This is a genomic window from Amycolatopsis sp. NBC_00355 (genome assembly GCF_036104975.1).
Classification (GTDB): Bacteria; Actinomycetota; Actinomycetes; order Mycobacteriales; family Pseudonocardiaceae; genus Amycolatopsis.
In genome coordinates, this window is record NZ_CP107982.1 from 6,518,622 (window position 1) to 6,541,171 (window position 22,550).

The following is a 22,550-nucleotide window of genomic DNA, read 5'->3' on the forward strand; positions in this document are numbered from 1 at the left end:
GACCGACCGGCTGATGTCCGCGATGGTCGGCGTGGTCGGGGTATACCGCCGGCTCTCGCAGGTCAGCGGGAAGCGGCGGCCGCCGGTGCGCGCGGTCGACCGGGACCTGCCGCTGACGGTCGAAGCGGTGCGCCCCGAAGCCGAGGGCGTCGTGAGCCTGCGCCTGGCGAACGGCGCGCCGCTGCCGAGCTGGCGGCCGGGGGCGCACATCGACCTCGTGCTGCCGTCCGGCCGGGTGCGGCAGTACTCCCTCTGCGGCGACCCGTCCGAAAAGGACCATTACCGCATTGCCGTGCGGAAGATCGGCGTTGCGTCGGCCGAGGTCCACGCCCTGGCACCGGGCACGCGGGTCGTCGTGCGCGGGCCGCGGACGGCGTTCCCACTCGTCGGCGAGGGGCCGTTCCTGTTCGTTGCGGGCGGTATCGGCATCACGCCGATCCTGCCGATGGTGCGCCAAGTGGCCGCGAGCGGAGCGGACTGGCGGCTGGTCTACACCGGCCGCAGCCGCGCGTCGATGCCGTTCGTCGACGAACTGGCGGCCTACGAGCGCGTCTGGATCCGCCCGGACACCGAGTACGGCATCCCGGCCTCGGGCGCCGAGCTCCTCGACGGCATGCCCGACGGCGCTTCGGTGTACTGCTGCGGCCCGGTGCCGATGATCACCGGCGTCCGCGTCGACCTGGCCCTGACCACGGGCGCGGTGCACTTCGAAAGGTTCGCCCCGCCGCCGATAGTCGCCGGAGAGCCGTTCAGGCTGACTTTGCGCCGCTCGGGACGGGTGCTGGACGTCCCGGGCGACCGGTCCGCCCTCGACGTCGTCCGCGAGGTCCTGCCCGACACGCCGTACTCGTGCCGCCAGGGTTTCTGCGGGACCTGCGCGGTGCCGGCGGCCGGCGGCGGGTCGATGCGGCTCTGCGTCGACCGCGGCCCCGCGACGCTGGAGTTATGAGCCTTCGGGCACCCAGGCGCCGATGACCGGCTTGAACTCGCGGACCGACCGCTGCGCGATGACGCCTTCCAGGTAGTACGGGTCCTTGCCGATCGTCTCCTGCAGGTGCGCCTCGTCGTCGGCCTGGTAGAGCGTGACGCCGCCGGTGCCGTCGCCGAGCGGTCCGGCGACCGCGACGCGGCCCTCTTCGGCGAGCTTGGCCAGGAACTCGCGGTGGCGCGGCCGCACCTCCTGCAGTTTCTCCTGGACGTAGGTGATTTCGACGAGGTACCAGGCCATGTGGATCTCCGTGCTCGGAAGGGCGGGATGCGACCGACGCTACTCTGTGTCCCAGCATCCGAACGCTGGCGACGCGGGGCCAACCCGATAGGCTAGGTGTGCGTCAGTACCTGTGTGAGCGCTGTGAATACCGTGAACCTGCTGACGCGGCACACCGTGCAAACCGGGGTCGAGGACAGGCAGGGGTTCATGCTCGAAGGCAATGCGGAACGCAGTGTCGAGGCGACCCTCGGCCACTTGCGGGTCATGGACGGGCCGGCGCCGGTGCAGACGCCGGCGCCGCTGAACCTCGAAGACCTCTACCGCCAGCACCGGATGCGGCTGGTCCGGCTGGCGATTCTGCTGGTGGACGAGCCCGCGACGGCGGAAGACGTGGTCCAGGAGGCCTTCACCGGCCTGCACCGCAACTGGGGCCGGCTGCGTGACGCCGCGGCTGCCGTCGGTTACCTGCGCACCGCCGTGGTCAACGGGTCGCGCAGCGTGCTGCGCCGCCGCAAGACGGCCCGGGAGTACGTGCCGCCGCACGCGGTCAACGCGCGGTCCGCGGAGAGCCTCGCGATGCTCTCCAGCGAGCACCAGGCCGTGGTCAGCGCGCTGTCCAAGCTGCCGCCCCGCCAGCGCGAGGTGCTGGTGCTGCGGTACTACGGCGGGCTGAGCGAAGCCGAGATCTCTGAGGCCGCAGGCATCTCCAAGGGTACGGTCAAGTCGACCGCCAGCCGGGCGCTCGAGGCCCTCCAGAAGGCCATGCAGGCCCCACAGTGACCCGGGTGGACCATCCCGATCACTGAGTCGTATCACCATGCTTGGTCCAGACCAATATATGCTGGGGTGCGTGAGAGGCGCCGGAGATTTCGTGATCATGGGCGGCCGGGTCGCCGCCCCGGACCGTGTACTCGACGACGGCTGGCTGGCCGTCTCCGACGGGCGGATCGCCGGCGTGGGTTCGGGGACCCCGCCGTCCGGCGAGCACGTGGACGTCGGCGGGGCACTGGTCGTGCCTGGATTCGTCGATACCCACTGCCACGGCGGGGGAGGTGCTTCGTTCACCTCCCTCGATCCCGAGGAGCTGCTGACGGCCGTGCGGGCGCACCGCCGCCACGGCACCACGACCATGCTCGCCAGCCTGGTCTCCGATCCGATCGACATCCTGTGTGAGCAGGTGGCCGCGCTGCGTGAGATCGTCCAGGACGGCGAGGTCGCGGGCATCCACCTGGAGGGTCCCTTCATCTCGAAGGCCCGCTGCGGGGCGCACGACCCGCAGACGCTGCTCGAGCCCGACACCGGCACGGTCGACAAGCTGCTGCGGGCCGGCCAGGGCGCGATCCGGATGGTCACCATCGCCCCCGAGCTGTACGGCGGCGTGAAGGCCGTGCGGCAGCTGGCCGAATCGGGCGTCATCGCCGCCATCGGGCACACCGACGGCGTCGAGGAGCAGCTGCTGCCGGCGATCGACGCCGGGGCGAGCGTCGCGACGCACCTGTTCAACGGCATGCGCCCGCTGCACCACCGCGAGCCCGGCCCGATCGGCGCGCTGCTGGACGACGAGCGCATCACCATCGAGCTCATCTGCGACCTGGTGCACCTGCACCCGACCGTGGTGCGGCTGGCCGCCAAGCACGCCGGCCGCAACCGGACGGTGCTCATCACCGACGCGATGTCGGCCACCGACGCCGCCGACGGCCGCTACACGCTGGGCCGCCTCGAGGTCGACGTGCACGACGGCGTCGCCACCCTCGCGGACAACGGCTCGCTGGCCGGCAGCACCCTGACGATGGACACCGCCTTCCGCAACCTCGTCAACGGTGCGAAACTCGGGATCCTCGACGCGGTGCACGCCACGTCGCTGCGGCCCGCCGAGCTGCTCGGCATCGCCGACCGCACGGGCTCGCTGACGCCCGGCAAGGTGGCCGACGTCGTGGTGCTCGACACGGACCTGCGGCCGGCCAAGGTGCTGCGCCGGGGACAATGGGTCGCCGAGGTGGGAACGGCTACCTTGAGCACCTAGTTTTCAACTTCGAGGAGACGGGCGGGATGAGCGAGCCGAAGGACCCCGAGCAGTTGCTGGCGGACGCCCTTCGCGCGCAAGCTGTCTTCGCCCCGCAGGTGTCACCCGCCCCGGCCCGGGATTCCGAGCCGGGTACCGACGCCGTGCCCACGGACGCGCTGGCCACCCCCGCCGAGCTGCCCTCGGCGTACGGGCTGCTCTCCGGGGCCAGCGCGGACTCCCTCGAACGGGAACGGGCGGCGCTGGACGCCGTCGACGCCGACGCGGCCACGACGTTCACCCCGCGCCCGGAGCCGGAGACCTTCCGGCAGCCGGCGTCGTCCGGCGCGCAGCTCCCGGCGTACTGGATCCTGATGCTGGCGGTCCTGCTGGGCCTCGCCGCGGGGTCCGTGGTGGGCCTGCTCACCCTGGTCTGAACGGGTCTTATCAGGCACTCAGGGTGACCCTGTACCGTTTTTGAGGTGATTCTCGCCCAGAGCACGGTCAACACGATGTCGCTGCTGCCGTCATGGCTGGACCCGCAGCACTTGCTGAGCGGCCTGACGACCCCGGTCCTGGCGGTGCTGTGCCTGATCATCTTCATCGAGAGCAGCGTCTTCCCGGTGCTGCCCGGTGACTCCCTGCTGTTCACCGCCGGCCTGTTCATCGCGAACGGCACCCTCGACGCCTCGCTGTGGCTGGTGTGTGTGCTGGTCACGGTCGCGGCACTGCTCGGCAACGTCGTCGGGTACTACCTCGGTTACTTCGCCGGGCCCAAGCTGTTCAACCGGCCGGACTCGAAGTTCTTCAAGCGCGAATACATCGACAAGACGCACGAATTCCTGGAGAAGCACGGGCCGAAGGCGGTCGTGCTGGCCCGGTTCGTGCCCTTCGTCCGGACGTTCATCACCTGGATCGCCGGCATCGGCCGGATGGATCCGAAGCGTTACTTCACGTACACGGTCATCGGCGGCATCCTCTGGGCCGCGGGCATCACGATCCTCGGCTCGCTGCTGGGCAACATCGGCTTCATCCGGAACAACGTCGACTCGATCTTCGTGCTGATCGTGCTGGTCTCGGTGGTCCCGATCGTGATCGAGTACCTCAAGGCGCGCCGCGAGAAGAAGGCGTCGGCCACGATGGCGTCGTCCGACCCCGAGGTCACGCAGCGCATCCCGCGCATCAAGGACTGACTCTTTCCCGAGAACGGCGAAGGGCCCTCACCGGTCGGCGGTGAGGGCCCTTCGCCGTTCCACGGGATCAGGTCATCGAGAACATCGAGCCCGGGTTGAACAGGTTCTCCGGGTCGAGGGCCCCCTTGATCTGCCGGTGGACGCGCATCCCGACCGGGCCGATCTCGCGTTCCAGCCACTCGCGCTTGATCTTGCCGACGCCGTGTTCGCCGGTCACCGTGCCGCCGAGGGCAAGCCCGATCTCGAGGATCTCGTCGAACGCGCGCTGGGCGCGGGCGAACTCGTCCGGGTCGTCGGGCTGGTAGACGATCGTGGGGTGCATGTTGCCGTCGCCGGCGTGCCCGACCACGGCGATCCGCAGGCCGACGTCCTCGCTGACCTTCTCGCAGCCGCGGATGAGCTCGGCGATGCGCGTGCGCGGCACGCAGACGTCGTCGGTGAGCCAGAGGCCGTAGGTCTCCAGGGCCGTCAGCACGACCCGGCGGGCCTGCAGCAGCATCCGGCCTTCTTCGAGGTCTTCGGTGGTGTACGCGAGGTCGGCCCCGCAGTCGACGCAGATCTGCTCCAGCTTGGCCAGCTCGCGGCGGGCGACCTCGCCCCCGGCGTCGGACTGGCCGAGCAGCAGGGCCCGGCAGTCCGAGCCCGCGCCGAGGTCGGTCTTGAGGTAGGCCTCGGACGCCTTGATCGACGACGCGTCCATGATCTCCAGCAGCGACGGCACCAGGCCTTCGCGGACGACACGCGCGACGGCCTCACCGGCGGCTTCGGTGCTGGTGAAGCCCGCGACGAACGTCGCCGGCGCCTGCGGCAGCGGCTTGAGCTGCACGGTCGCCTGGGTGATGACGCCGAGCGTGCCCTCGCTGCCGACGAACAGGCGCGCGAGGTCGTAGCCGGCGACGCCCTTGACGGTCCGGCGTCCGGTCCTGAGGATCTCGCCGTCCGCCAGGACGACCTCGAGGCCGAGGACGGAGTCGGTGGTGACGCCGTACTTCACGCAGCAGAGGCCGCCGGCGTTGGTGGAGAGGTTGCCGCCGAGGGTGCACCAGTCGTAGCTGGACGGGTCCGGCGGGTAGAAGAGGCCGTGCTTCTCGACGGCGTTGCGGAAGTCCAGGTTGACGACCCCGGGCTGGACGACGGCCAGCCGGTTCCCGGCGTCGATCTCGACGATCTCGTTGAGCTTGGTCAGCGCGAGCACGACGCAGCCGTCGATGGCGTTCGCGGCGCCGGACAGCCCGCTCCCGGCGCCGCGAGGCACGATCGGCACCTTCGCCGCGGCACAGGCCTTCACGACGGCCTGCACCTGCTCGGTGTTCTCGGGCAGCACCACGGCCAGCGGCTTCCCGGAGGGCGCGAGCGGCATCATGTCGCGCGAGTACGACGCCGTGACGTCGGAGTCGGTGAGCACGGCGCTCTTGCCGAGCAGTTCACGCAGCCGGGTGACCAAAGCTTCGTCGCTCATGACCTCATGGTAAGCCCGAATAGTCCGCACTGCGGAAATCTTCTTTCGAATCCACCTCGCAGACCAGCGGGCCGGGGGTCAGCGGATCACGCCGAAGACCTTGTCGAAGTGCAGGGTCAGCAGGACGCGCTGGTCGGTGACCATCGCCTCGCGGTACTCGTCCCAGTCCGGGTGCTCGCCCGCCGCGCGGCGGTAGTAGCCGACCAGGGCTTCCACCGTGGCGTCGTCCGGCGCGGCAGCCGGCTGCGTCAGTTCCGCGCGGGCTTCGGCGACCACGTAGCTCCAGCCGTCCTCGCTGCCCACGTGGTAGGTGACCCGCGGGTCGCGGCGCATGTTCTTCGTCTTGGCCCGGGTTTCGGTGATGGACGCGGTGATCGTGTCCGTCTCCGGGTTGTAGAGGTGGGTGATGGTGGACAGCTGCGGCCGGCCGTCGCGGCGGATGGTCGCCAGGACGCCGTGGCGGTGCGTGGTGATGAAATCCCTCAACGCTGTGTCGTCGGTCATACCCTTTCCAACCCGTCGCCGCTCTCGTTGTTCCGCAGGGCGGAGGACGCGCCCGCCACGGCCGAGTGTCACCTGAAAGTGCAGCTCAGAGCTACTGAACCGCACAGAAGCGACAAACCGGGGCGCGGAAATCTGCTTGCATACGGCAACTAAAGTGTGTTGTGACACATCGAGCAGGTCCTCGCTTGCACAACCGTCCGTAAAGGCACATCCTTGCCTGAGGCAACTAGTTGCAGCCGCCAACCAAAGCCGCGTGAGGATCAACCATGGCACCGAACAGCTCAGCAGCAGCCCGGCCGAAGGCCGAACTGGACCTGGCCGACTCGCTCGGCCATGAGCTCGTGCGCTTCATCCGGTTGATCAACAAGGCGAAGTCCCAGGTCTCCAAGCAGGGACCGGACGGGATCGAGCGGGCGGCCTACGCGATCCTCTTCACCCTCATCCACGAGGGCCCGCAGCGCACCAGCCGGCTGGCCGAGTCGCTGCACGCCGAGATCTCGACGATCAGCAGGCAGTCGAGCTCGCTCGTCCAGCACGGCCTGGTCGAACGCCAGGCCGACCCCGAGGACGGGCGGGCCTGCCTGCTCGCGCCGACAGCCGAGGGCCTCCGGGTGTTCGAAGAGAACCGCAAGCAACGCAATCAGTGGCTGGCCGAAGTGCTCGAGGACTGGTCGGAAGAGGACCGCCAGAACCTCAATCGGCTCTTCGGCCGGCTGAACACAGGTATCGAGACACACTCTCCACAGCTGGCCGACGCGCAGGCGCCGACCGCTGCACCGGCCAAGGGGGCCACTGCATGAGCACCACCGTCGAAAAACCCGATCTGCCCTTGCCGTCGAAGGCCTTGCCGCAGCTGAGCCACCGCCAGATCGTCACGATCCTGAGCGGCCTGATGTGCGGCATGTTCCTGGCGGCGCTCGACCAGACGATCGTCGGTACGTCGATCGTCAAGATCGCCAACGACCTGCACGGCTTCGACCTGCAGGCGTGGGCCACCACGGCGTACCTGATCACCTCGACGATCGTCACGCCGATCTACGGCAAGCTCTCCGACATCTACGGGCGCAAGCCGTTCTACCTGGCCGCGATCACCATCTTCGTCGCCGGTTCGCTGGCCTCGACGTTCTCGCAGTCGATGTACGAGCTCGCCGCGTTCCGCGCGGTCCAGGGCCTCGGCGCCGGCGGTCTGATGTCGCTGGCCATGACCATCATCGGTGACGTCGTCCCGCCGCGGGAACGCCCGCGGTACCAGGGTTACATCCTCGCCGTGTTCGGTCTCTCCACCGTGCTCGGCCCGGTGCTGGGCGGCTTCTTCGCCGGCTTCGACACCCTGGGCGGCATCTCCGGCTGGCGCTGGGTCTTCCTGATCAACGTCCCGATCGGCGTCATCGCGCTGTTCGTCGTCGCCAAGGTGCTGAACGTGCCGCACGAGCGCCACGACCAGAAGATCGACTGGTGGGGCGCGCTGTCGCTGGTCGTCGCGGTCGTGCCGTTCCTGATCGTCGCCGAGCAGGGCCAGAAGTGGGGCTGGGGCGACGGCAAGGCGATCCTCTGCTACGTCGTGGGCGGCGTCGGCGTGATCGCGTTCATCCTGATCGAGCGGATGATGAAGGACGCCGCGCTGATCCCGCTGCGGCTGTTCAAGAACTCGACGTTCACCGTCGCGATCATCGGCGGTGTCATCGTCGGTGTGGCGATGTTCGGCGCGATCACGATGATCCCGCAGTTCATGCAGGTCGTGCAGGGCTACACACCGACCGAGTCCGGGTTGCTGATGCTGCCGCTGATGGCGGGCATCATGACCAGCTCGATCGTCTCCGGCCGGATCACGTCGAAGACCGGGCACTACAAGATCTTCCCGATCCTCGGCACCCTGCTGATCGCCGTCGGCGCGTTCTTCTTCGCGCAGGTCGAGTACAACTCGGCGCTGTGGCACCCGCTGGTCGCCGCGGCCATCATCGGCCTCGGTCTCGGCCAGTGCATGCAGACGCTGGTCATCGCGGTGCAGAACGCCGGCCCGCGCAGTGACATGGGCGCCTCGACCGCGTCGGCGACGTTCTTCCGCCAGATCGGTGGTACCGCCGGTGTCGCCATCTTCCTGACGATCCTGTTCAACACGCTGGGCCCGAACATCACCAAGGCGTTCGGCGGCAAGCTGCCGGCCGGCGCGGGTGCCGGGATCGGCAACCTGTCCGAGAACACCAGCGGCATCCAGGACCTGCCCGAGGCGATCAAGACCCCGGTGCTGATCGGCTTCACCGAGTCGATCACCACGGTGTTCTACGTCGCGGGCGCGGTGGCCCTGCTGGCCACGATCGTGCTGCTGTTCATGAAGGAGATCCCGCTGGCCGGGATGAACCCCGCCGCGGCGGCCGTCGAAGGCGGCGAAGCGTTCCTCGACGAGGCCGAAGCCGACGACTTCGCGGACGCGCCCACCGAGATCGTCGAGCCGGTCCGCCCGCTCGACCGCGAACCGGCGCTCGTGGGCGGCGGGAAGCACGCGCTGAGCAACGGGCACGGTGACTACCAGGCCGTGTCGGGCGCGCTGCCGATCACGAACTCGATCTCGGACGCCGAGCTCGACACCCCCGTCAACGCGGGTGGCGTGCCGGTGGTCGGGCACGTGCGCCGTCAGGACGGCAGCCACGTCGCGGGCGCCGCGCTCACGCTGATCGACCAGCGCGGCCGCCAGGTCGCGCGGGCCACCGGGGCCGGCGACGGCAGCTACTCGGTGCCCAGCCAGGGTCCGGGCGCCTACGTCCTGATCGTGTCGGCCCACGGCCACCAGCCGCAGGCCTCCAGCGTCGTGATCAGCAACGGGCCGGCGACGGTCGACGTCACGCTCACCGGGTCCGGCGAGCTGACCGGCACCGTCAAGGCCGCCGCGACCGGCTCGCCCCTGGCGAACGTCACGGTCACGCTGACCGACAGCCGCGGCGAGGTGAACGGCGCGTTCATCACGACCACGGACGGCACCTACGCCTTCGTCGGGGTCGGCGCCGGGGCCTACACCCTGGTCGCCAGCGGCCCGGGCTACCGGCCCGTCGCGGTGACGCTCACCGTGCCGGACAGCGGCGTGCTGCGCCACGACGTCGAACTGGCCAGCTCGGTGCTCCTCGCGGGCACCGCGCGGACCGAGGGCGACCGGGTGGTCCCGGACGCGCGGATCACCGTGCTCGACGCCGAAGGCAACGTGGCCGCCGTGGCCCGGACCGACGGTGAAGGCCGGTACGTGGTCAGCGACCTGCCCGCGGGCGCGTACACCGTGGTCGCGAGCGGTTACCCGCCGGCGACCAGCCAGGTGGAGCTGACCGGCGGCGAAGCGGACCACGACGTCCGGCTGAGCTACGACCAGGCCCTCGACGAGCTGGTCGACCGGTCATGACCGGCTTGCGCGCCACCCTCCGCACGGCCGAGGGCTGGGCGGTGGAGCACGCGGTGCTCACCGTGACCGACCCGGCCGGGCGGCAAGTCTCGCGGCAGGCGGCCGACGTCCGCGGCGAGGTGGCCACCGACGCGCTCGCGCCGGGCACCTACACCGCCGTCGTCACGGCGGCCGGGTACACCCCGGTCGCCCGGATGGCGCAGATCGCCTCGGACGGCTCCGGCTCGCTCGGCGACGTCGTGCTGGCCCCGGTCGCCGAGGCGATCGACCTGCCGCCCGCCGGGCCGTGGGTGATCGACCCGATGCACTCGTCGGTCGTCGCGACCGCCCGCCACCTGGGCATCGCGAGCATCAAGGCGCGGTTCCCGGACGTGTCCGGCCGGATCGAGATCGGCCGCCCGGCCGAGCGGTCGTCGGTGCACGCCGAGATCAAGGCGGCGAGCATCGACACGAACATCCGGATGCGCGACGACCACCTGCGGTCGCCGGACTTCCTCGACGTCGACGTGCACCCGGTGATCACGTTCGTGAGCACCGGGATGCGCCAGCACGGCGTGGACTCGTGGACCCTGGTCGGCGACCTCACGCTGCACGGCGAGCGCCGCGAGATCGAGCTCGCCCTGACCTACGGCGGCTGGGGCCCGGACCCGTGGGGCGGCGTGCGCGTCGCGTTCCACGCCGAGACGACGCTGCACCGGAACGACTTCGCGATCAACTACAGCGCGATGGTCCGCGCGGGCGTCGCGGCGGTCGGCACGACGGTGAAGGTCGAGCTGGACGTCGAAGCGGTGCAGGGCGAGTCACTGCCGCAGTTCTGAGCCACCTCGTCGAAGGCCCCCTCACCGCTGGTGAGGGGGCCTTCTTCGTACTTGGACGGTCGGCTCGCGTACCCAGGCAGTCGGCTCGCGTACCCAGAGGGTCGGTTCGTGAGCCGACCGTCCAGGTACGCGAGCCGACTCTCCAGGTACGCCGGCCGACGCTCCGGGTACGTGAGCCGACCGTTCGAGTACGCGGGTCACCGCTGGTGAGGGGGCCTTCACGGTTCGTGCGAGGTGAATATCCCGGAGAGCTCGATTCGGTCATTGGCCGCGGAGCGTTCACCTCGGCCACGTAGGCTCATCGTGTGAACGTCGTGAGCATCGAGGCCGCGGGCGTCGGCGTGAGCTGGCTGGACACCGCCGGGCCCCTGCTCGTCTGGGTGATCGTGCTGAGCTTCGTGCTCGTGGAATGCGCGCTGATCATCGGGCTGTTCCTGCCCGGTGATTCGCTGCTGTTCGGCGCCGGCGTGGTGCTGGCCCAGCACGGCTCGGACCTGAACGCGTGGCTGCTGTCGGGCGCCGCGCTGATCGTCGCCGTGCTCGGCAACCAGATCGGGTACTACATCGGGCGCACCGGTGGCTCCAAGCTGCTCGCGCGCCGCGACGGGAAGGTGCTCAACCGGCAGAGCCTCGAGCGCGCGCAGGAGTTCCTGGACCGCCGGGGTTTCTTCGCGATCGTCGCCGCGCGGTGGATCCCGTGGATCCGCACGCTCGCGCCGCTCATCGCCGGGGCCGCCCGGATGGATCCGCGCCGGTTCATGCTGGCGACGGCGCTCGGCGGCCTGCTCTGGGTGCCGACGCTGGTACTGCTCGGCTACTACGGCGCCGGCCTGCTGGACGTCCTGCCGTGGCTGAAGACGGCCGCACTCTGGGCCAGCGTCGCGTTCTTCGTGTTCGGGACCGCGTACGGCGTGCTGCGCTACCGCCAGGAAATGCGCCGGCCCATCGAGAAGGTCGAGGAGACCGACGACGCCCGAGCGTGACTCACAGCTCGGGGTCGGCCCAGATCTCCAGCTGGATGCCGTCGGGGTCGCGGAACACGACCACCCGGGATCCCTCGAAGGTGCGGGACGGCGCAGCCGGCACGTAGGAGACGCCGAACTCGGCGAGCCGACCTTCCCACTCGGCCAGCTCGGCCGCCGAGCCCACCTTGAACGCGACGTGGTCCAGACCGGTCCGGCGTTCGTCGAACCCACGTCTGCCGGTGTCGGCGTGCTGCACCAGCACGACGGAGAACTCGTCCCCGGCCGAGCGCAGCACGACCTTCCGCAGTCCCGTGTCCGGCTCTTCGCGCCGGGTGACCTCCTCGAGGTCCAGGACCCGGGCGTACCACGGCACACTGCGGTCGACGTCGGTCACGGTCAGCGCCAGGTGGTGCACGGACATGAGTTTTGCCATGGCTTTCGAAGCCGTCCTTTCGCGTGGCGGCTCCCCAGAGTTGCACAGCGTTCGCTTGGCAAAACGTCGGTGACCAAGTTCCCGGGACAATCGTGATCTCGCCGTCTCCGGCCGTCCCAGTACGCGGACAACGGTGACGGACGGTCAGATCGACGTATCGTACCGTACCCGGCCGATCACCGACCGCCACCGACGTCAAGCACCGCTCCGGTGGTGAACGACGCCGCCGGCGACAGCAGCCAGAGCACGGCTTCGGCGATTTCGTGCGGCTGGCCGGCGCGCCCCATCGGGATCTGCGGCGCGTACTTCGCCATCCGGCCCGGCAGTCCGGCCGCCTCGTGCAGCCCGGTGTGGATCATCCCGGGCGCGACGGCGTTGACCCGGACGTCCTCGCCGGCGACCTCCTGGGCGAGCCCGAAGGTCAGGGTGTCGACGGCCGCCTTCGACGCGGCGTAGTGCACCCACTCCCCGGCCGAGCCGGTGCGCGCGGCCGTCGAGGAGATGTTGACGATCGCGCCGCCCGCGCCGCCGTGGCGCGTCGACATCCGGCGGACCGCCTCGCGGCAGCAGAGGAAGACGCCGGTGACGTTCACGTCGAGGGTCCGCCGGACCACCTCGACCTCGTACTCGTCGAGCCGGCCGGGGGTGTTTCCGGTGATGGCGGCGTTGTTGACCAGCGCGGATACCGTCCCGAGGCCTGCGGCGGCGTCGAACAGCGCGTGCACGTCGTCCTCGGCGGAGACGTCCGCGCGGACCGCCTGCGCCCGCCGACCGAGGGCCCGCACTTTCGCCGCGACCGCTTCCGCGGGCGCCGGATCACCTGAGAAGTTGACCACGACGTCGTAACCCCGCGACGCGGCCAGCTCACAGATGGCGGCACCGATCCCCCGGCTGCCGCCGGTGACGATCAGGACGCTCACAGCGCGAAGTTGACCAGCGGGAGGTTCTCCAGCACGAGGTCCGCGCGCTCCCGCGTCTGCGTGATCAGGTCGGCGTTGCGCTGGTCCGACCCGAGGGCGCGCTGCCGCGCCTCGACGAGCGAACGGCCGTACCGGCGGTGGCGCGACACCAGCCGTTCGATGCGCTCGGGCTCGTCCGGCGCGAGGAACCAGGCCTCGGTGAGCAGCGGCCGGATGGCACTCCACGGGTCATCCGGCAGCAGGAGGTAGTTGCCCTCCGTGATGACCAGCTGGACCTCCGGCGCGACCGCGACCGCGCCCGCGATCGGCTCTTCGATCTCGCGGCGGAACTCCGGCGCGTACACCGTCTCGCGGCCTTCGGCGAGCCGGCGGATCAGGTGGTAGTAGCCGGCCGCGTCGAAGGTGTCCGGCGCGCCCTTGCGCTCGGCGCGGCCGAGCCGGCGCAGCTCGACCTGCGCGAGGTGGAAGCCGTCCATCCCGACCACGGCGGCGCGCGAACCGAGCGCGTTGGCCAGCGCCCAGGCAAGCGTGGTCTTGCCGGACGCGGGCGCGCCGATGATGCCGAGCACGTTGCGCTGCCCGCGCACGGTCAGTCCCTCGGCCCGGGCGAGCAGATCGTCGAACGCCGTCATGTCCTGTTCCTTCCTGCGATCGCGGTCGTCCAAGACCGCGGTCCCACCAACCGCACCCGTTCGGCGGCCACCTCGTTGGCAAAGCGGATCCGGTCCGTCACCGTGAGTTTTCGCGCCACGGCGACGGCGAGCGCGCCGTGCCAGACGTCTCCCGCACCTAGTGTGTCCCGCGCTTCGACGGCCGGCACGGGCACCTCTCCCGAAGCGCCGTCGGCGGTCGACCACCGCACCGGACCAGGGCCGGCGGTGGTGATGACGGTCGGCACACCCCGCTGGTGGAGGCCGGGTGCCGGCGCCCGGAAGTGCGCGGAGCAGGCGGCGACGTCGACCAGCGGGAGCAGTTCGTCGAGCACGGGCTTCCAGCTCCCGGCGTCGAGCACGACCGGCACGCCCGCGGCCCCGGCGGCCTTCGCGACAGCAAGCGCAAGTTCCGGAAGGTGCCCGTCGACCAGCACCACATCAGCCCCACCAACCTCGCCAGCCCCAAAAAACGGATCTTTCCCTAGGAAAGTGCGGTCTTCGGCGTTGCGGGAGACGACTGTGCGTTCGCCGTCGCGGTCGCGGACGGCGACTGCGCTGACCGGCGGCGGGTCGGGGTGGTCAGGGGCCAGGTCGACGACCTTGACGCCGTGGGTTTCGAGGTCGGCGCGGGCGAGCGCCGCCAGCGGGTGTGCGCCGAGGACGGTCAGCAGCGTCGCCTCGGCCCCGAGCGCGGCGGCCGTCACCGCGGCGTTCGTCGCGGGCCCCCCGGCCGCGACGTCCACCTGCAGCGACTGCACCTTCTCGCCCGGGGCCGGGAGTTCGGCGACGCGCTGGACGACGTCCACGGTGCACAGACCCGCCAGCAGCACCCTCATTTCAAGCCGGCCACGTGGGTCGCGGCAGCCGCCTCTTCGATCTCGCCGTTCTCGTTGAGCCGCAACGCCCCCGTGAGCAGGCCGACGACCTGGTTCATCGAGTGCGTCTTCGGCGAGACGACCGCGACGCGCTTGCCGAGGCGGTGCACGTGGATGCGGTCGGCGATGTCGAACACGTGCGGCATGTTGTGGCTGATCAGCACCACCGGCAGGCCGCGGTCGCGGATCCGGCCGATCAGGTCGAGCACCTTGCCGGACTCGGCGACGCCGAGCGCGGCGGTGGGCTCGTCCATGATCACGGCCTTGGTGCCGAACGCCGCCGCCCGCGCGACGGCGACACCCTGGCGCTGGCCGCCGGAGAGCGTCTCCACGAGCTGGGTGATCGACTTGATGTTGATGCCCAGCTCGTCGAGGATCCGCTGCGCCTCACTCCGCATGGTGGCGGTGTCGAGCTTGCGGAACAGCCCGAACGCGCCGCCGATGCGCTTCTCGCGGCCGAGGAACATGTTCGACGCGATGTCCAGCGCGGGTGCGACGGCGAGATCCTGGTACACCGTCTCGATCCCGTACTGCCGGGCGTCCAAAGGGGACTTGAAGTGGACGGTCTCACCGTCCACTTTGATCTCTCCCTCGTCCGGGATCACGGCCCCGGAAAGGGTTTTGATGAGCGAGGACTTCCCGGCGCCGTTGTCGCCGACGACGGCGAGCACCTCGCCGGGGAGCAGGTCGAAGTCGGCGCCGTCGATGGCGGTCACCCGGCCGTAGCGTTTCACCAGGCCGCGGGCCTGCAGGATCGGTTCGGTCATGACTGCTGCCTCCGCGCGATCCGGTCCACCACGACCGCGGCGATGAGCAGCGCCCCGGTGGCGAGGTCCTGGTAGTTGCCGTCGACGTTCATCTGCGTCAGCCCGGATCGCAGCACCGCCACGACCAGCGCGCCCATCAGCGTGCCCAGCACCGAACCGCGGCCGCCGAACAGGCTCGTCCCGCCGAGGACGACGGCGGTGATCGAGTCGAGGTTGCCGAGCTGGAACTGGTTCGGGTCGGCGTTCGGCGTCCGGCCGAGCGCCTGCCACGCGGCGAGGCCGAAGGCGAGGCCCGCCACGATGTACACCGACAGGACCGTGCGGTTGACCTTGATGCCGGACAGCCGTGCGGACTCCGGCGCGTTGCCGACGGCGTAGACGTGCTTGCCCCACGCGGTTTTTGTCAGCGCGTACCAGACGCCGAGGTACATCAGCAGCGCCAGCGTCATGCCGTAGGTGATCGGGATGCCGCCGAAGAGGTAGCGCTTGGTGCCGAGCCACTGCAGCAGCCCGTCGGTCACCGGCACGGCCTGGCCGCCGGCGATCAGCTTGGACACCGCGGTGAGCATGGTGAACGTGCCGAGCGTGATGATGAACGCCGGGAGCTTGATCCGCGTCGCGAGCCCGCCGATGAAGATGCCGACGATGATCGTCAGCGCGACGCCGGCCAGCAGCGCGACGAAGCCGTTCGTGCCGGCCGCGGCGAGCTTCGCCATGATCAGCGTCGCGACGACCATCGAGGACGCGTTGGACAGGTCGATGCCCGCGATGAGGATGACGAGCGTCTGGCCCAGCGCGAGTGTCCCGACGACCAGCGACTGCTGGACGACGGTGGAGAGGTTGTCGAGGTCGAAGAAGGTGTCCGTGGACAGCGAGAACACCACGATCGCGACGATCAGGGCGAGCGCCGGGCCGACCGCGGGGGCGCGGAGCAGGAACTCGCCGAGCGACTCGCGTTCCTTTGTGGATGGACGGGTGACGGTGGCCGTAGTCACTTCGTGCCTCCCCAGCAGTTCTGCAGGCCCCACGCGGTGTCGTGGCTTTCGACTCCGGGCAGCGGCTTGTCGGTGATCACAGCGGACCCGGTGTTGACGAAGCCGGTCGGCTTCTTGCCGGTCTTCGCGTACTCGACGGCGGCGAGCACACCCTGTTCGGCCATCTTCTTGGGGAACTGCATGACGGTCGCGGCGTAGAGGCCGTCCTTGACGTTCTGGACGCCTTCGCAGCCGCCGTCGATCGAGCCCATCACGATCTGGTTCGTGAGCCCGCGGGCCTTCAGCGCCGCGTTCGCGCCGCGACCCATCGGCTCGTTCATCGAGTAGACGGCGTTGATGTCGGTGGTGCGCTGCAGCAGGTTTTCCATGCCCTGCTGGGCGAGGCTCTGGTCGCCGTTGGCCGCGGTGTGCCCCTTGATCTCGGGCGAGCCGTCGGTGAGCCCGATGCCCTTGAGGAAACCGCCGTGGCGCTGGGTGTCGACCGAACTGCCGGCGGTGCCGTCGACCATCAGCAGCTTGGGCGGGGCGCCCTTGAGCGCCGCCTTGACGTACGCGCCCTGCTGCTGGCCGGCCGCGAAGTTGTCGGTGGCGAAGGTGGCGTCGACGGCGTCCGGCGGCTCGGTCGCGGTGTCGAGCGCGATGACCAGGATCCCGGCGTCGCGGGCGTCCTTGATCGCCTTCAGCACGCCGGTCGAGGAGCTGGGGGTGATGAGGATGGTGTTCGCGCCCTGTTGCACGAGGTTCTCGATGGCGCGGACCTGGCCGTCGTTGTCGCCGTCGAACTGACCGGCGAGGGCGCTGAAATCGGCGCCGTTGGCCTGCGCGGTGGCTCTCGCCGAATCGCGCAGGGCCACGAAGTACGGGTTGGTGTCGGTCTTGGTGACCAGGCCGACCTTCGCCTTCCCACTGCCACCGGTGTTCGTGTTGCCACCCCAGTGGCGTTCCACGGTGCACCCGGTCGTCGTGGCGAGGACGGCGGCCAGCGCGAGTGCTGTGAGACTTCGCTGTCTCATGGAGTTCCCACCCTTTTATAGGTCGAAGCTTGCCGATGGTCGGGAAGGTAGACAGACTCAACCCCGGACGCAAGCGTTTGCGCAAACGCTTGCCGAGATACTCCCAAGTAAGGATTGGTATGCCCCAGCCGAGATCATCGCGGCCGACCCAGCGGGACATCGCCGAGCTCGCCGGCGTCTCGATCACGACCGTTTCGCACGTGGTGAACGGAACGCGCGCGGTCGCCGAGGACACCAAGGCCGCGGTGCTGCGGGCGATCGAGACGACCGGCTACACCGGCGACGCCATCGCGCGCTCGCTCGTCACCGGCGGCACCCGCTCGATCGGGATGGCGATCTCGCTCGTCGCGAACCCCTACTTCGCGACGCTGATGCAGGCGATCGAGCGGGAGGCGTCCACCCACGGCTACACCGTGCTGCTCGCGGACACGCACGACACGGTGAACACGGAGCGTGAGACGGTCCGGACGTTGCGCTCCCGCCGTGTCGACGGTCTCCTCATCACGCCGGCGCCGGGCGACGGCTCGGTGATCGGCGAGCTGGTTTCCCTCGACGTGCCGACGGTGCTGATCGACCGGCTGACCACCCGCGTCGACGTCGACCAGGTGGGCACGGAGAACATCCAGGCGACCTCGGCGCTGACCGCGCACCTGGCGACGCTCGGGCACCGGCGGATCGGGATGATCAGCGGCGCGCCCGGGCTGTCGACCAGCGAGGAGCGCGTGCTGGGCTACCGGCTGGGGCTCGGCCGCTCCGGGTTGACGTGGTCCGCCGACCTCGTGGCCTGCGGAAACTCGTCGCACGAGGGCGGCGCACTCGCTGTCAGCCAGCTGCTGGCGCTGCCCGAACCGCCGACCGCGCTGGTCGTCGGCAACGACAGCATGATGGTCGGGGTGCTGCACGAAGCGCGGCGGCGCGGGCTGAAGATCGGGCAGGACCTGCCGGTCGTGGTCTACGACGACGTCGAGTGGGCGGACCTGGTGGACCCGCCACTGACGACGATGGCCCAGCCGATCGAGGAGATCGGCCGGCAGGCGGTGCGGCTGCTGCTGGCGCGCATCAACGACCCGGCCCGCAAGGCCGAAACCGTGCGCCTACCGCCAACCCTGCGTCACCGTGAGTCGTGCGGCTGCCCGGCGATTCACTCACATCAGTGATTCTGGGGTGTTAAGGCCGCTACCCGGCCGTTCAGCGGATACCTTTCGGCTGAGCGTCTGCGAGGGCTTATGACGGCACTTTCGCCGGAGCTCCGGTTGTGGGACCCCCCGGTCACCTACCGGATCGGCGTCGCGATGGGTGCGAACGCGCACCCCTACTCGGGTGAACTGCTGCGCTCGATCCGAGCCGCCGCCGCGCAGGCCGGCTGCGACGTCACCCTGGCCGACACCGGCGACAGCGTCAGCGAAGAGGCCGCGGTCGTCCGCGCGCTGCGGGCGGACCTGGTGGACGGCGTGCTGCTGGTCCCCACGCCCGGCGACGAAGCGGTGGTCAACGGCCTGGTCCGGATGGGCGTGCCGACGGTCCTGATGGACCGCGTCGCCGCGCGCAACGACGTCGACCAGGTGGGCACGGAGAACGTCCACTCGGTGTGCGGGCTGGTGAAGCACCTGACGGAGCGCCGGCACCGCAAGATCGCCCTGATCTCGGGGGACGAAGGCCTGGACGTCAGCCGCGAGCGCGTCCGGGGTTATCGCCTGGGCCTGGAGCAGGCGGGCCTGCGCTGGAACCGCGAACTGGTGGAGTCCGGCCTCTCGAATTCGGGCGGCGCGGCCCGCGCGACGGCCAAGCTCCTGGACGGCTGGCCCTCCCCGACGGCGCTGGTGGTGGCGGACGAGGCCATGCTGGTGGGCGTCCAGTACGAGGCCCACCGCCGGGGCATCCACATCGGCTCGGAACTGGCCGTGGTCGGCTACGGCGACATGGACTGGGCCCGCCGGGTGAGCCCGGCGGTGACGACGCTGGTCCAGCCGATCGCCGATATCGGCCGCCGAGCGGTGCAGCTGCTGCTGTCCCGGATGGCGGATCCGGACCGGCCCCCGGAGTCGGTGCAGCTGACACCACGCTTCCTGCACGGCGCTTCCTGCGGCTGCTGATCATCCTGCCGCGGCTTGTCGTGAGTGGTTAGGGCGGTTCTAACCGCCCTAACCACTCACGACGTCTGGGACAGCGTGGCCGCCGCTTCCAGGAGCATCCAGCCGCCCACCTGGACGGACATGTCTCGCTCCGGGGCGTCTTCCGGCAGCGGCGACGGCGCCGGGCGGTCCCAGAACGCGCTGAAAACCAGGCCCTCCGCGGCGCCTGACCAGCACGCCTCGGCGGAGTCGAGCACCAGCGACCGGGCGACCGAAGCTTCGGGGCCGGGGAGAGAACGGGCCGCCAGAGCCAGGTAGCGGGCCAGGATCGCCGCGAACAAGCCGCCGTCGCCGCCGCTTTGGCCGCGGAGGATGCCACCCGGGGCGCAGTGTGCCGCCACCGCCCGGACCGTCCGCGCCGCCTCGTCCACTAAGGACAGTTCCAGGCACGCGCCGAGGTAAACCCCTTGGCAGTACGTGTAAATGTGCTTCACCAGCTCGCCCGTGTCCGTCCGGATGCCGTCCCAGACGAGGCCCGTCGAAGGGTCCACCAGGGTCGACGTCATCCAGTCCGTCATCTCGCGGGCGCGCGTGAGGTTGCCGGAGCGGGCGTGGAAGATCGCCGCCGGGCCGTTGGCCGGGGCGTTCTTGAACTCGTCGCCGACGCGCCACCAGATGCCGCCGCCCGCCGCTTCCGTCCAGCCCGACAGCAGCTGCGTGTCGATCGCCGCCAGGGCCGGGCCGACGTCGATGCCCAGTGGCGAAGCCCGTTGCAGCGCAAGGCCGAGCCACGCGATGTCGTCGTAGAAGTCGTTCGTCCAGCGGCCGAAGTTGCGCAACCGCACCGAACGGACGAAGGAACGGATCAAGGCGAGTCGCGCGGGAGAAGGCGCGCGCAGCTGCGCGTCGATCAGCGTGTCCAGCAGGTGCGCCTGCCACCAGTAGTTCCAGTGCCAGTGCAGGCGCTGCCCCGGCGTCGCCGGCCAGCCGCTACGGCCGAGGACCGTGCCGGGCAGCCCCCACACCCGGCGCAGGTGCCGCGAGGTCACCGCGCGTTCGGCGGCCGAGACGTCCATGTCGCAATCCTGCCTTGCCCACCGACATACCGCTCGGTACGTTGAAGGACCCGACGGCCTGCGAGGTACTCATGACCACGGCACACGTCACCTGCCCGCTGTGCGAAGCGACCTGCGGCCTCGAGGTGACGCTGGACGAGAACCAGCAGGTCACCCGCGTGACCGGCGACCAGGAGGACGTCTTCTCGAAGGGCTACATCTGCCCGAAGGGCGCGTCGCTCGGGGCGCTGCACCACGACCCCGACCGGCTGACCACGCCGCTGCTCAAGCGCGACGGCGAGTTCGTCGAGGTCAGCTGGCAGGAGGCCTACGACGAGATCGAGCGCCGGCTGCCGCCGATCCTCGAGCAGTACGGCCGCAACGCCGTCGCCGTGTACGCGGGCAACCCAGGCGTGCACAACATCGCGCTGACGCTCTACAGCCGCGTGCTCTACAAAGCGTTGGGCACCAAGAACTTCTACAGCGCGACGTCGGTCGACCAGATGCCGAAGCACTACTCCGCCGGCACCATGTTCGGCGACCCGATCGCCATCCCCGTGCCCGACCTCGACCGCACGCGGCACCTGCTGATCCTCGGCGCGAACCCGCTGGTGTCCAACGGCAGCCTGATGACCGCGCCGGACATGCGCGGCCGGCTGCGCGGGATCCGCGAGCGCGGCGGCAAGATCGTCGTCGTCGACCCGCGGCGCACGCGCACCGCGCAGTTCGCCGACGAGCACCACGCCATCCGGCCCGGCACCGACGCGCTGCTGCTGTTCGCGCTGGTCAACGTCCTGTTCGCGGAGAACCGCGTCCAGCTCGGCCGGCTGGCGGCGCACCTCAACGGCCTCGACGACGTCCGTGCGCTGGCCCAGCCGTTCACCCCGGAGGCCGTCGCGCCGCGCACCGGCATCGAAGCCGGCGAGATCCGCCGGATGGCCCTGGAGCTGGCCGACGCCGGGAACGCCGTGGTCTACGGGCGGATCGGCACCACGACCCAGACGTTCGGCACGATCGCGAGCTGGCTGGTCGACGTCCTCAACGTGCTCACCGGCAACCTCGACGAGCCCGGCGGCGCGATGTTCCCGCTGGCCGCGTGCACCCCGACCGGAAGCAAGCGGCCGTTCGCCGTCGGGCGCTGGCACAGCCGCGTGCGCGGCTACCCCGAGGTCGTCGGCGAGCTGCCGGTCGCGACCCTGGCCGACGAGATCGAAACCCCCGGCGAAGGCCAGGTCCGCGCGCTCATCACGGTCAGCGGCAACCCGTGCCTGAGCACGCCGAACGCAGGCCGTCTGGCCGCGGCCATCGAGAGCCTCGACTTCATGATCTCGGTCGACGTCTACCTCAACGAGACGTCCCGCCAGGCCGACGTCATCCTGCCGGGGCCGTCGCCGCTCGAGCGCCCGCACTTCGACCTGGCCTTCTACCAGCTTTCGGTGCGCAACATCGCCAACTGGACACCGCCGACGCTGCCGTCGAAACTCCCGCAGGAGTGGGAGACCATGCTGCGGCTCACCGGCATCGTCACCGGTCAGGGGCCTGAGGCGGACGTCGCGGCGCTCGACGACTTCGTCGCGGCCGAGACCGCGCGGCGGAACAAGGTGGAGCTCACCGGAGACCGGACGGGCCCGGCACGGCTGGTCGACCTGATGCTGCGCGGCGGCCCGTACGACGTCACGCTGGCCGACCTCGAAGCCGCGCCGCACGGCATGGACTTCGGACCGCTGAAGCCGCGGATCCCGGAGGTGCTGTGCACGGCGTCCGGGCGGATCGAGCTGGCGCCGCCGACGATCGTCGCGGACGTCCCTCGCCTGCGCGAGGAACTGAGCCGCCCGCTCGACGACGGCCTGGTGCTGATCGGCCGGCGGCACCTGAGCTCGAACAACTCGTGGATGCACAACCTGGCGCCGCTGGTCCGCGGCGGAAACCGCTGCACGGTCCAGGTTCACCCGAGCGACGCGACGCGGCTGGGCCTGACCGACGGCGGCCTCGCGTCGGTGACCTCCCGGGCGGGGAAGCTCGAGGTCCCGGTGGAGGTGACGGACGAGATCCGCGAGGGCGTGATCAGCATCCCGCACGGCTGGGGCCACGACGCGGCCGGTTCGCGCACGCGGGTGGCGAGCGCGAACCCGGGCGTCAACTCGAACCTGGTCGCCGACGAGACGCTGCTGGACGTGCCGTCCGGGACGTCGGTGCTGAACGGCATCCCGGTCGAGGTCGCGCCGGCCTAG

At 70.3% G+C, this 22,550-nt stretch carries 23 protein-coding genes; 12 read left to right on the forward strand and 11 right to left on the reverse strand.

Annotated elements, in window-relative coordinates; all coding sequences use genetic code 11:
* Positions 1–13 precede the first annotated feature (13 nt).
* Positions 14–949, forward strand: a complete 936-nt coding sequence (locus tag OHS18_RS29515) for a PDR/VanB family oxidoreductase (RefSeq protein ID WP_328613109.1) — start codon at positions 14–16, stop codon at positions 947–949.
* Here the strand turns inward: OHS18_RS29515 and OHS18_RS29520 are convergent.
* Entirely contained in the window at positions 944–1,228 is a 285-nt protein-coding gene (locus OHS18_RS29520; RefSeq protein WP_328447151.1) for a YciI family protein, read from the reverse strand. The genes OHS18_RS29515 and OHS18_RS29520 overlap by 6 nt on opposite strands.
* Before the next feature lie 189 nt (positions 1,229–1,417).
* Here OHS18_RS29520 and OHS18_RS29525 point away from each other — a divergent pair, with 189 nt between their 5' ends.
* From OHS18_RS29525 to OHS18_RS29540, 4 genes are all read left to right on the forward strand, one after another.
* The gene (locus tag OHS18_RS29525) at positions 1,418–1,990 is read left to right on the forward strand and encodes an RNA polymerase sigma factor (protein ID WP_247063810.1); all 573 of its coding nucleotides are present in this window, start codon (positions 1,418–1,420) and stop codon (positions 1,988–1,990) included.
* A 91-nt stretch (positions 1,991–2,081) separates the two neighbouring features.
* Positions 2,082–3,233 carry an N-acetylglucosamine-6-phosphate deacetylase gene (gene nagA / locus OHS18_RS29530; protein WP_328459148.1) on the forward strand — a complete coding sequence of 384 codons (1,152 nt, stop codon included), beginning with the start codon at positions 2,082–2,084 and terminating at the stop codon, positions 3,231–3,233.
* 26 nt (positions 3,234–3,259) lie between these two features.
* Positions 3,260–3,649: a hypothetical protein gene (locus OHS18_RS29535; protein WP_328447146.1), complete on the forward strand. Its 390-nt coding sequence runs from the start codon at positions 3,260–3,262 to the stop codon at positions 3,647–3,649.
* A 45-nt stretch (positions 3,650–3,694) separates the two neighbouring features.
* Positions 3,695–4,405 (forward strand): DedA family protein, encoded by a 711-nt coding sequence (locus OHS18_RS29540; protein WP_328613110.1) that lies wholly within the window; start codon positions 3,695–3,697, stop codon positions 4,403–4,405.
* A gap of 67 nt (positions 4,406–4,472) precedes the next feature.
* On the opposite strand, the gene OHS18_RS29545 is transcribed toward OHS18_RS29540, so the two are convergent.
* On the reverse strand, positions 4,473–5,864 hold the full coding sequence (locus OHS18_RS29545; RefSeq protein WP_328447142.1) for an FAD-binding oxidoreductase: 1,392 nt from the start codon (positions 5,862–5,864) through the stop codon (positions 4,473–4,475).
* 78 nt (positions 5,865–5,942) lie between these two features.
* Entirely contained in the window at positions 5,943–6,368 is a 426-nt protein-coding gene (locus tag OHS18_RS29550; RefSeq protein ID WP_328447140.1) for a PPOX class F420-dependent oxidoreductase, read from the reverse strand.
* A gap of 266 nt (positions 6,369–6,634) precedes the next feature.
* Between OHS18_RS29550 and OHS18_RS29555 the strand changes: the two genes are divergently transcribed.
* The 4 genes from OHS18_RS29555 to OHS18_RS29570 all read left to right on the forward strand — a co-directional run bounded on the left by OHS18_RS29555 (position 6,635) and on the right by OHS18_RS29570 (position 11,554).
* The gene (locus tag OHS18_RS29555) at positions 6,635–7,168 is read left to right on the forward strand and encodes a MarR family winged helix-turn-helix transcriptional regulator (RefSeq protein WP_328447139.1); all 534 of its coding nucleotides are present in this window, start codon (positions 6,635–6,637) and stop codon (positions 7,166–7,168) included.
* The gene (locus OHS18_RS29560) at positions 7,165–9,753 is read left to right on the forward strand and encodes an MFS transporter (RefSeq protein WP_328613111.1); all 2,589 of its coding nucleotides are present in this window, start codon (positions 7,165–7,167) and stop codon (positions 9,751–9,753) included. Before OHS18_RS29555 ends, OHS18_RS29560 begins: the two co-directional genes overlap by 4 nt.
* Positions 9,750–10,571 carry a YceI family protein gene (locus tag OHS18_RS29565; protein WP_328447135.1) on the forward strand — a complete coding sequence of 274 codons (822 nt, stop codon included), beginning with the start codon at positions 9,750–9,752 and terminating at the stop codon, positions 10,569–10,571. The genes OHS18_RS29560 and OHS18_RS29565 overlap by 4 nt, the downstream gene beginning before the upstream one ends.
* 305 nt (positions 10,572–10,876) lie before the next feature.
* Positions 10,877–11,554: a DedA family protein gene (locus OHS18_RS29570; RefSeq protein ID WP_328447133.1), complete on the forward strand. Its 678-nt coding sequence runs from the start codon at positions 10,877–10,879 to the stop codon at positions 11,552–11,554.
* Position 11,555: 1 nt separating this feature from the next.
* Here OHS18_RS29570 and OHS18_RS29575 read toward each other — a convergent pair whose 3' ends face one another.
* The 7 genes from OHS18_RS29575 to OHS18_RS29605 all read right to left on the reverse strand — a co-directional run bounded on the left by OHS18_RS29575 (position 11,556) and on the right by OHS18_RS29605 (position 17,192).
* Positions 11,556–11,969, reverse strand: a complete 414-nt coding sequence (locus OHS18_RS29575; protein ID WP_328613112.1) for a VOC family protein — start codon at positions 11,967–11,969, stop codon at positions 11,556–11,558.
* A gap of 176 nt (positions 11,970–12,145) precedes the next feature.
* Complete coding sequence (locus tag OHS18_RS29580; protein WP_328613113.1) at positions 12,146–12,889, reverse strand: SDR family oxidoreductase; 744 nt, start codon at positions 12,887–12,889, stop codon at positions 12,146–12,148.
* A complete protein-coding gene (locus OHS18_RS29585; RefSeq protein WP_328613114.1) occupies positions 12,886–13,521 on the reverse strand; it encodes a nucleoside/nucleotide kinase family protein in 636 nt (211 codons plus the stop codon). The genes OHS18_RS29580 and OHS18_RS29585 overlap by 4 nt, the downstream gene beginning before the upstream one ends.
* Positions 13,518–14,378, reverse strand: a complete 861-nt coding sequence (locus tag OHS18_RS29590) for a PfkB family carbohydrate kinase (protein ID WP_328613115.1) — start codon at positions 14,376–14,378, stop codon at positions 13,518–13,520. Before OHS18_RS29590 ends, OHS18_RS29585 begins: the two co-directional genes overlap by 4 nt.
* The gene (locus tag OHS18_RS29595; RefSeq protein WP_247059304.1) at positions 14,375–15,184 is read right to left on the reverse strand and encodes an ATP-binding cassette domain-containing protein; all 810 of its coding nucleotides are present in this window, start codon (positions 15,182–15,184) and stop codon (positions 14,375–14,377) included. Before OHS18_RS29595 ends, OHS18_RS29590 begins: the two co-directional genes overlap by 4 nt.
* The gene (locus tag OHS18_RS29600) at positions 15,181–16,179 is read right to left on the reverse strand and encodes an ABC transporter permease (protein ID WP_328447123.1); all 999 of its coding nucleotides are present in this window, start codon (positions 16,177–16,179) and stop codon (positions 15,181–15,183) included. The genes OHS18_RS29595 and OHS18_RS29600 overlap by 4 nt, the downstream gene beginning before the upstream one ends.
* A complete protein-coding gene (locus OHS18_RS29605) occupies positions 16,176–17,192 on the reverse strand; it encodes a substrate-binding domain-containing protein (protein ID WP_328447121.1) in 1,017 nt (338 codons plus the stop codon). The genes OHS18_RS29600 and OHS18_RS29605 overlap by 4 nt, the downstream gene beginning before the upstream one ends.
* A 119-nt stretch (positions 17,193–17,311) precedes the next feature.
* Here OHS18_RS29605 and OHS18_RS29610 point away from each other — a divergent pair, with 119 nt between their 5' ends.
* The gene (locus tag OHS18_RS29610) at positions 17,312–18,349 is read left to right on the forward strand and encodes a LacI family DNA-binding transcriptional regulator (RefSeq protein ID WP_328447119.1); all 1,038 of its coding nucleotides are present in this window, start codon (positions 17,312–17,314) and stop codon (positions 18,347–18,349) included.
* A gap of 69 nt (positions 18,350–18,418) precedes the next feature.
* Positions 18,419–19,285, forward strand: coding sequence for a LacI family DNA-binding transcriptional regulator (locus OHS18_RS29615; RefSeq protein ID WP_328447117.1), 867 nt, complete (start codon positions 18,419–18,421; stop codon positions 19,283–19,285).
* A gap of 56 nt (positions 19,286–19,341) precedes the next feature.
* Here the strand turns inward: OHS18_RS29615 and OHS18_RS29620 are convergent, their stop codons facing one another.
* On the reverse strand, positions 19,342–20,340 hold the full coding sequence (locus OHS18_RS29620) for a glycoside hydrolase family 76 protein (protein WP_328613116.1): 999 nt from the start codon (positions 20,338–20,340) through the stop codon (positions 19,342–19,344).
* A 71-nt stretch (positions 20,341–20,411) separates the two neighbouring features.
* Here OHS18_RS29620 and OHS18_RS29625 point away from each other — a divergent pair, with 71 nt between their 5' ends.
* Positions 20,412–22,550 (forward strand): molybdopterin-dependent oxidoreductase, encoded by a 2,139-nt coding sequence (locus OHS18_RS29625; RefSeq protein WP_328613117.1) that lies wholly within the window; start codon positions 20,412–20,414, stop codon positions 22,548–22,550.

Coding starts and splice junctions, on each gene's coding strand:
- OHS18_RS29515 (WP_328613109.1), top strand. CDS start 14: ATGTCCGCGATGGTCGGCGTGGTCGGGGTATACCGCCGGCTCTCGCAG.
- OHS18_RS29520 (WP_328447151.1), bottom strand. CDS start 1,228: ATGGCCTGGTACCTCGTCGAAATCACCTACGTCCAGGAGAAACTGCAG.
- OHS18_RS29525 (WP_247063810.1), top strand. CDS start 1,418: ATGCTCGAAGGCAATGCGGAACGCAGTGTCGAGGCGACCCTCGGCCAC.
- OHS18_RS29535 (WP_328447146.1), top strand. CDS start 3,260: ATGAGCGAGCCGAAGGACCCCGAGCAGTTGCTGGCGGACGCCCTTCGC.
- OHS18_RS29545 (WP_328447142.1), bottom strand. CDS start 5,864: ATGAGCGACGAAGCTTTGGTCACCCGGCTGCGTGAACTGCTCGGCAAG.
- OHS18_RS29550 (WP_328447140.1), bottom strand. CDS start 6,368: ATGACCGACGACACAGCGTTGAGGGATTTCATCACCACGCACCGCCAC.
- OHS18_RS29555 (WP_328447139.1), top strand. CDS start 6,635: ATGGCACCGAACAGCTCAGCAGCAGCCCGGCCGAAGGCCGAACTGGAC.
- OHS18_RS29560 (WP_328613111.1), top strand. CDS start 7,165: ATGAGCACCACCGTCGAAAAACCCGATCTGCCCTTGCCGTCGAAGGCC.
- OHS18_RS29565 (WP_328447135.1), top strand. CDS start 9,750: ATGACCGGCTTGCGCGCCACCCTCCGCACGGCCGAGGGCTGGGCGGTG.
- OHS18_RS29575 (WP_328613112.1), bottom strand. CDS start 11,969: ATGGCAAAACTCATGTCCGTGCACCACCTGGCGCTGACCGTGACCGAC.
- OHS18_RS29585 (WP_328613114.1), bottom strand. CDS start 13,521: ATGACGGCGTTCGACGATCTGCTCGCCCGGGCCGAGGGACTGACCGTG.
- OHS18_RS29590 (WP_328613115.1), bottom strand. CDS start 14,378: ATGAGGGTGCTGCTGGCGGGTCTGTGCACCGTGGACGTCGTCCAGCGC.
- OHS18_RS29595 (WP_247059304.1), bottom strand. CDS start 15,184: ATGACCGAACCGATCCTGCAGGCCCGCGGCCTGGTGAAACGCTACGGC.
- OHS18_RS29605 (WP_328447121.1), bottom strand. CDS start 17,192: ATGAGACAGCGAAGTCTCACAGCACTCGCGCTGGCCGCCGTCCTCGCC.
- OHS18_RS29610 (WP_328447119.1), top strand. CDS start 17,312: ATGCCCCAGCCGAGATCATCGCGGCCGACCCAGCGGGACATCGCCGAG.
- OHS18_RS29615 (WP_328447117.1), top strand. CDS start 18,419: ATGACGGCACTTTCGCCGGAGCTCCGGTTGTGGGACCCCCCGGTCACC.
- OHS18_RS29620 (WP_328613116.1), bottom strand. CDS start 20,340: ATGGACGTCTCGGCCGCCGAACGCGCGGTGACCTCGCGGCACCTGCGC.
- OHS18_RS29625 (WP_328613117.1), top strand. CDS start 20,412: ATGACCACGGCACACGTCACCTGCCCGCTGTGCGAAGCGACCTGCGGC.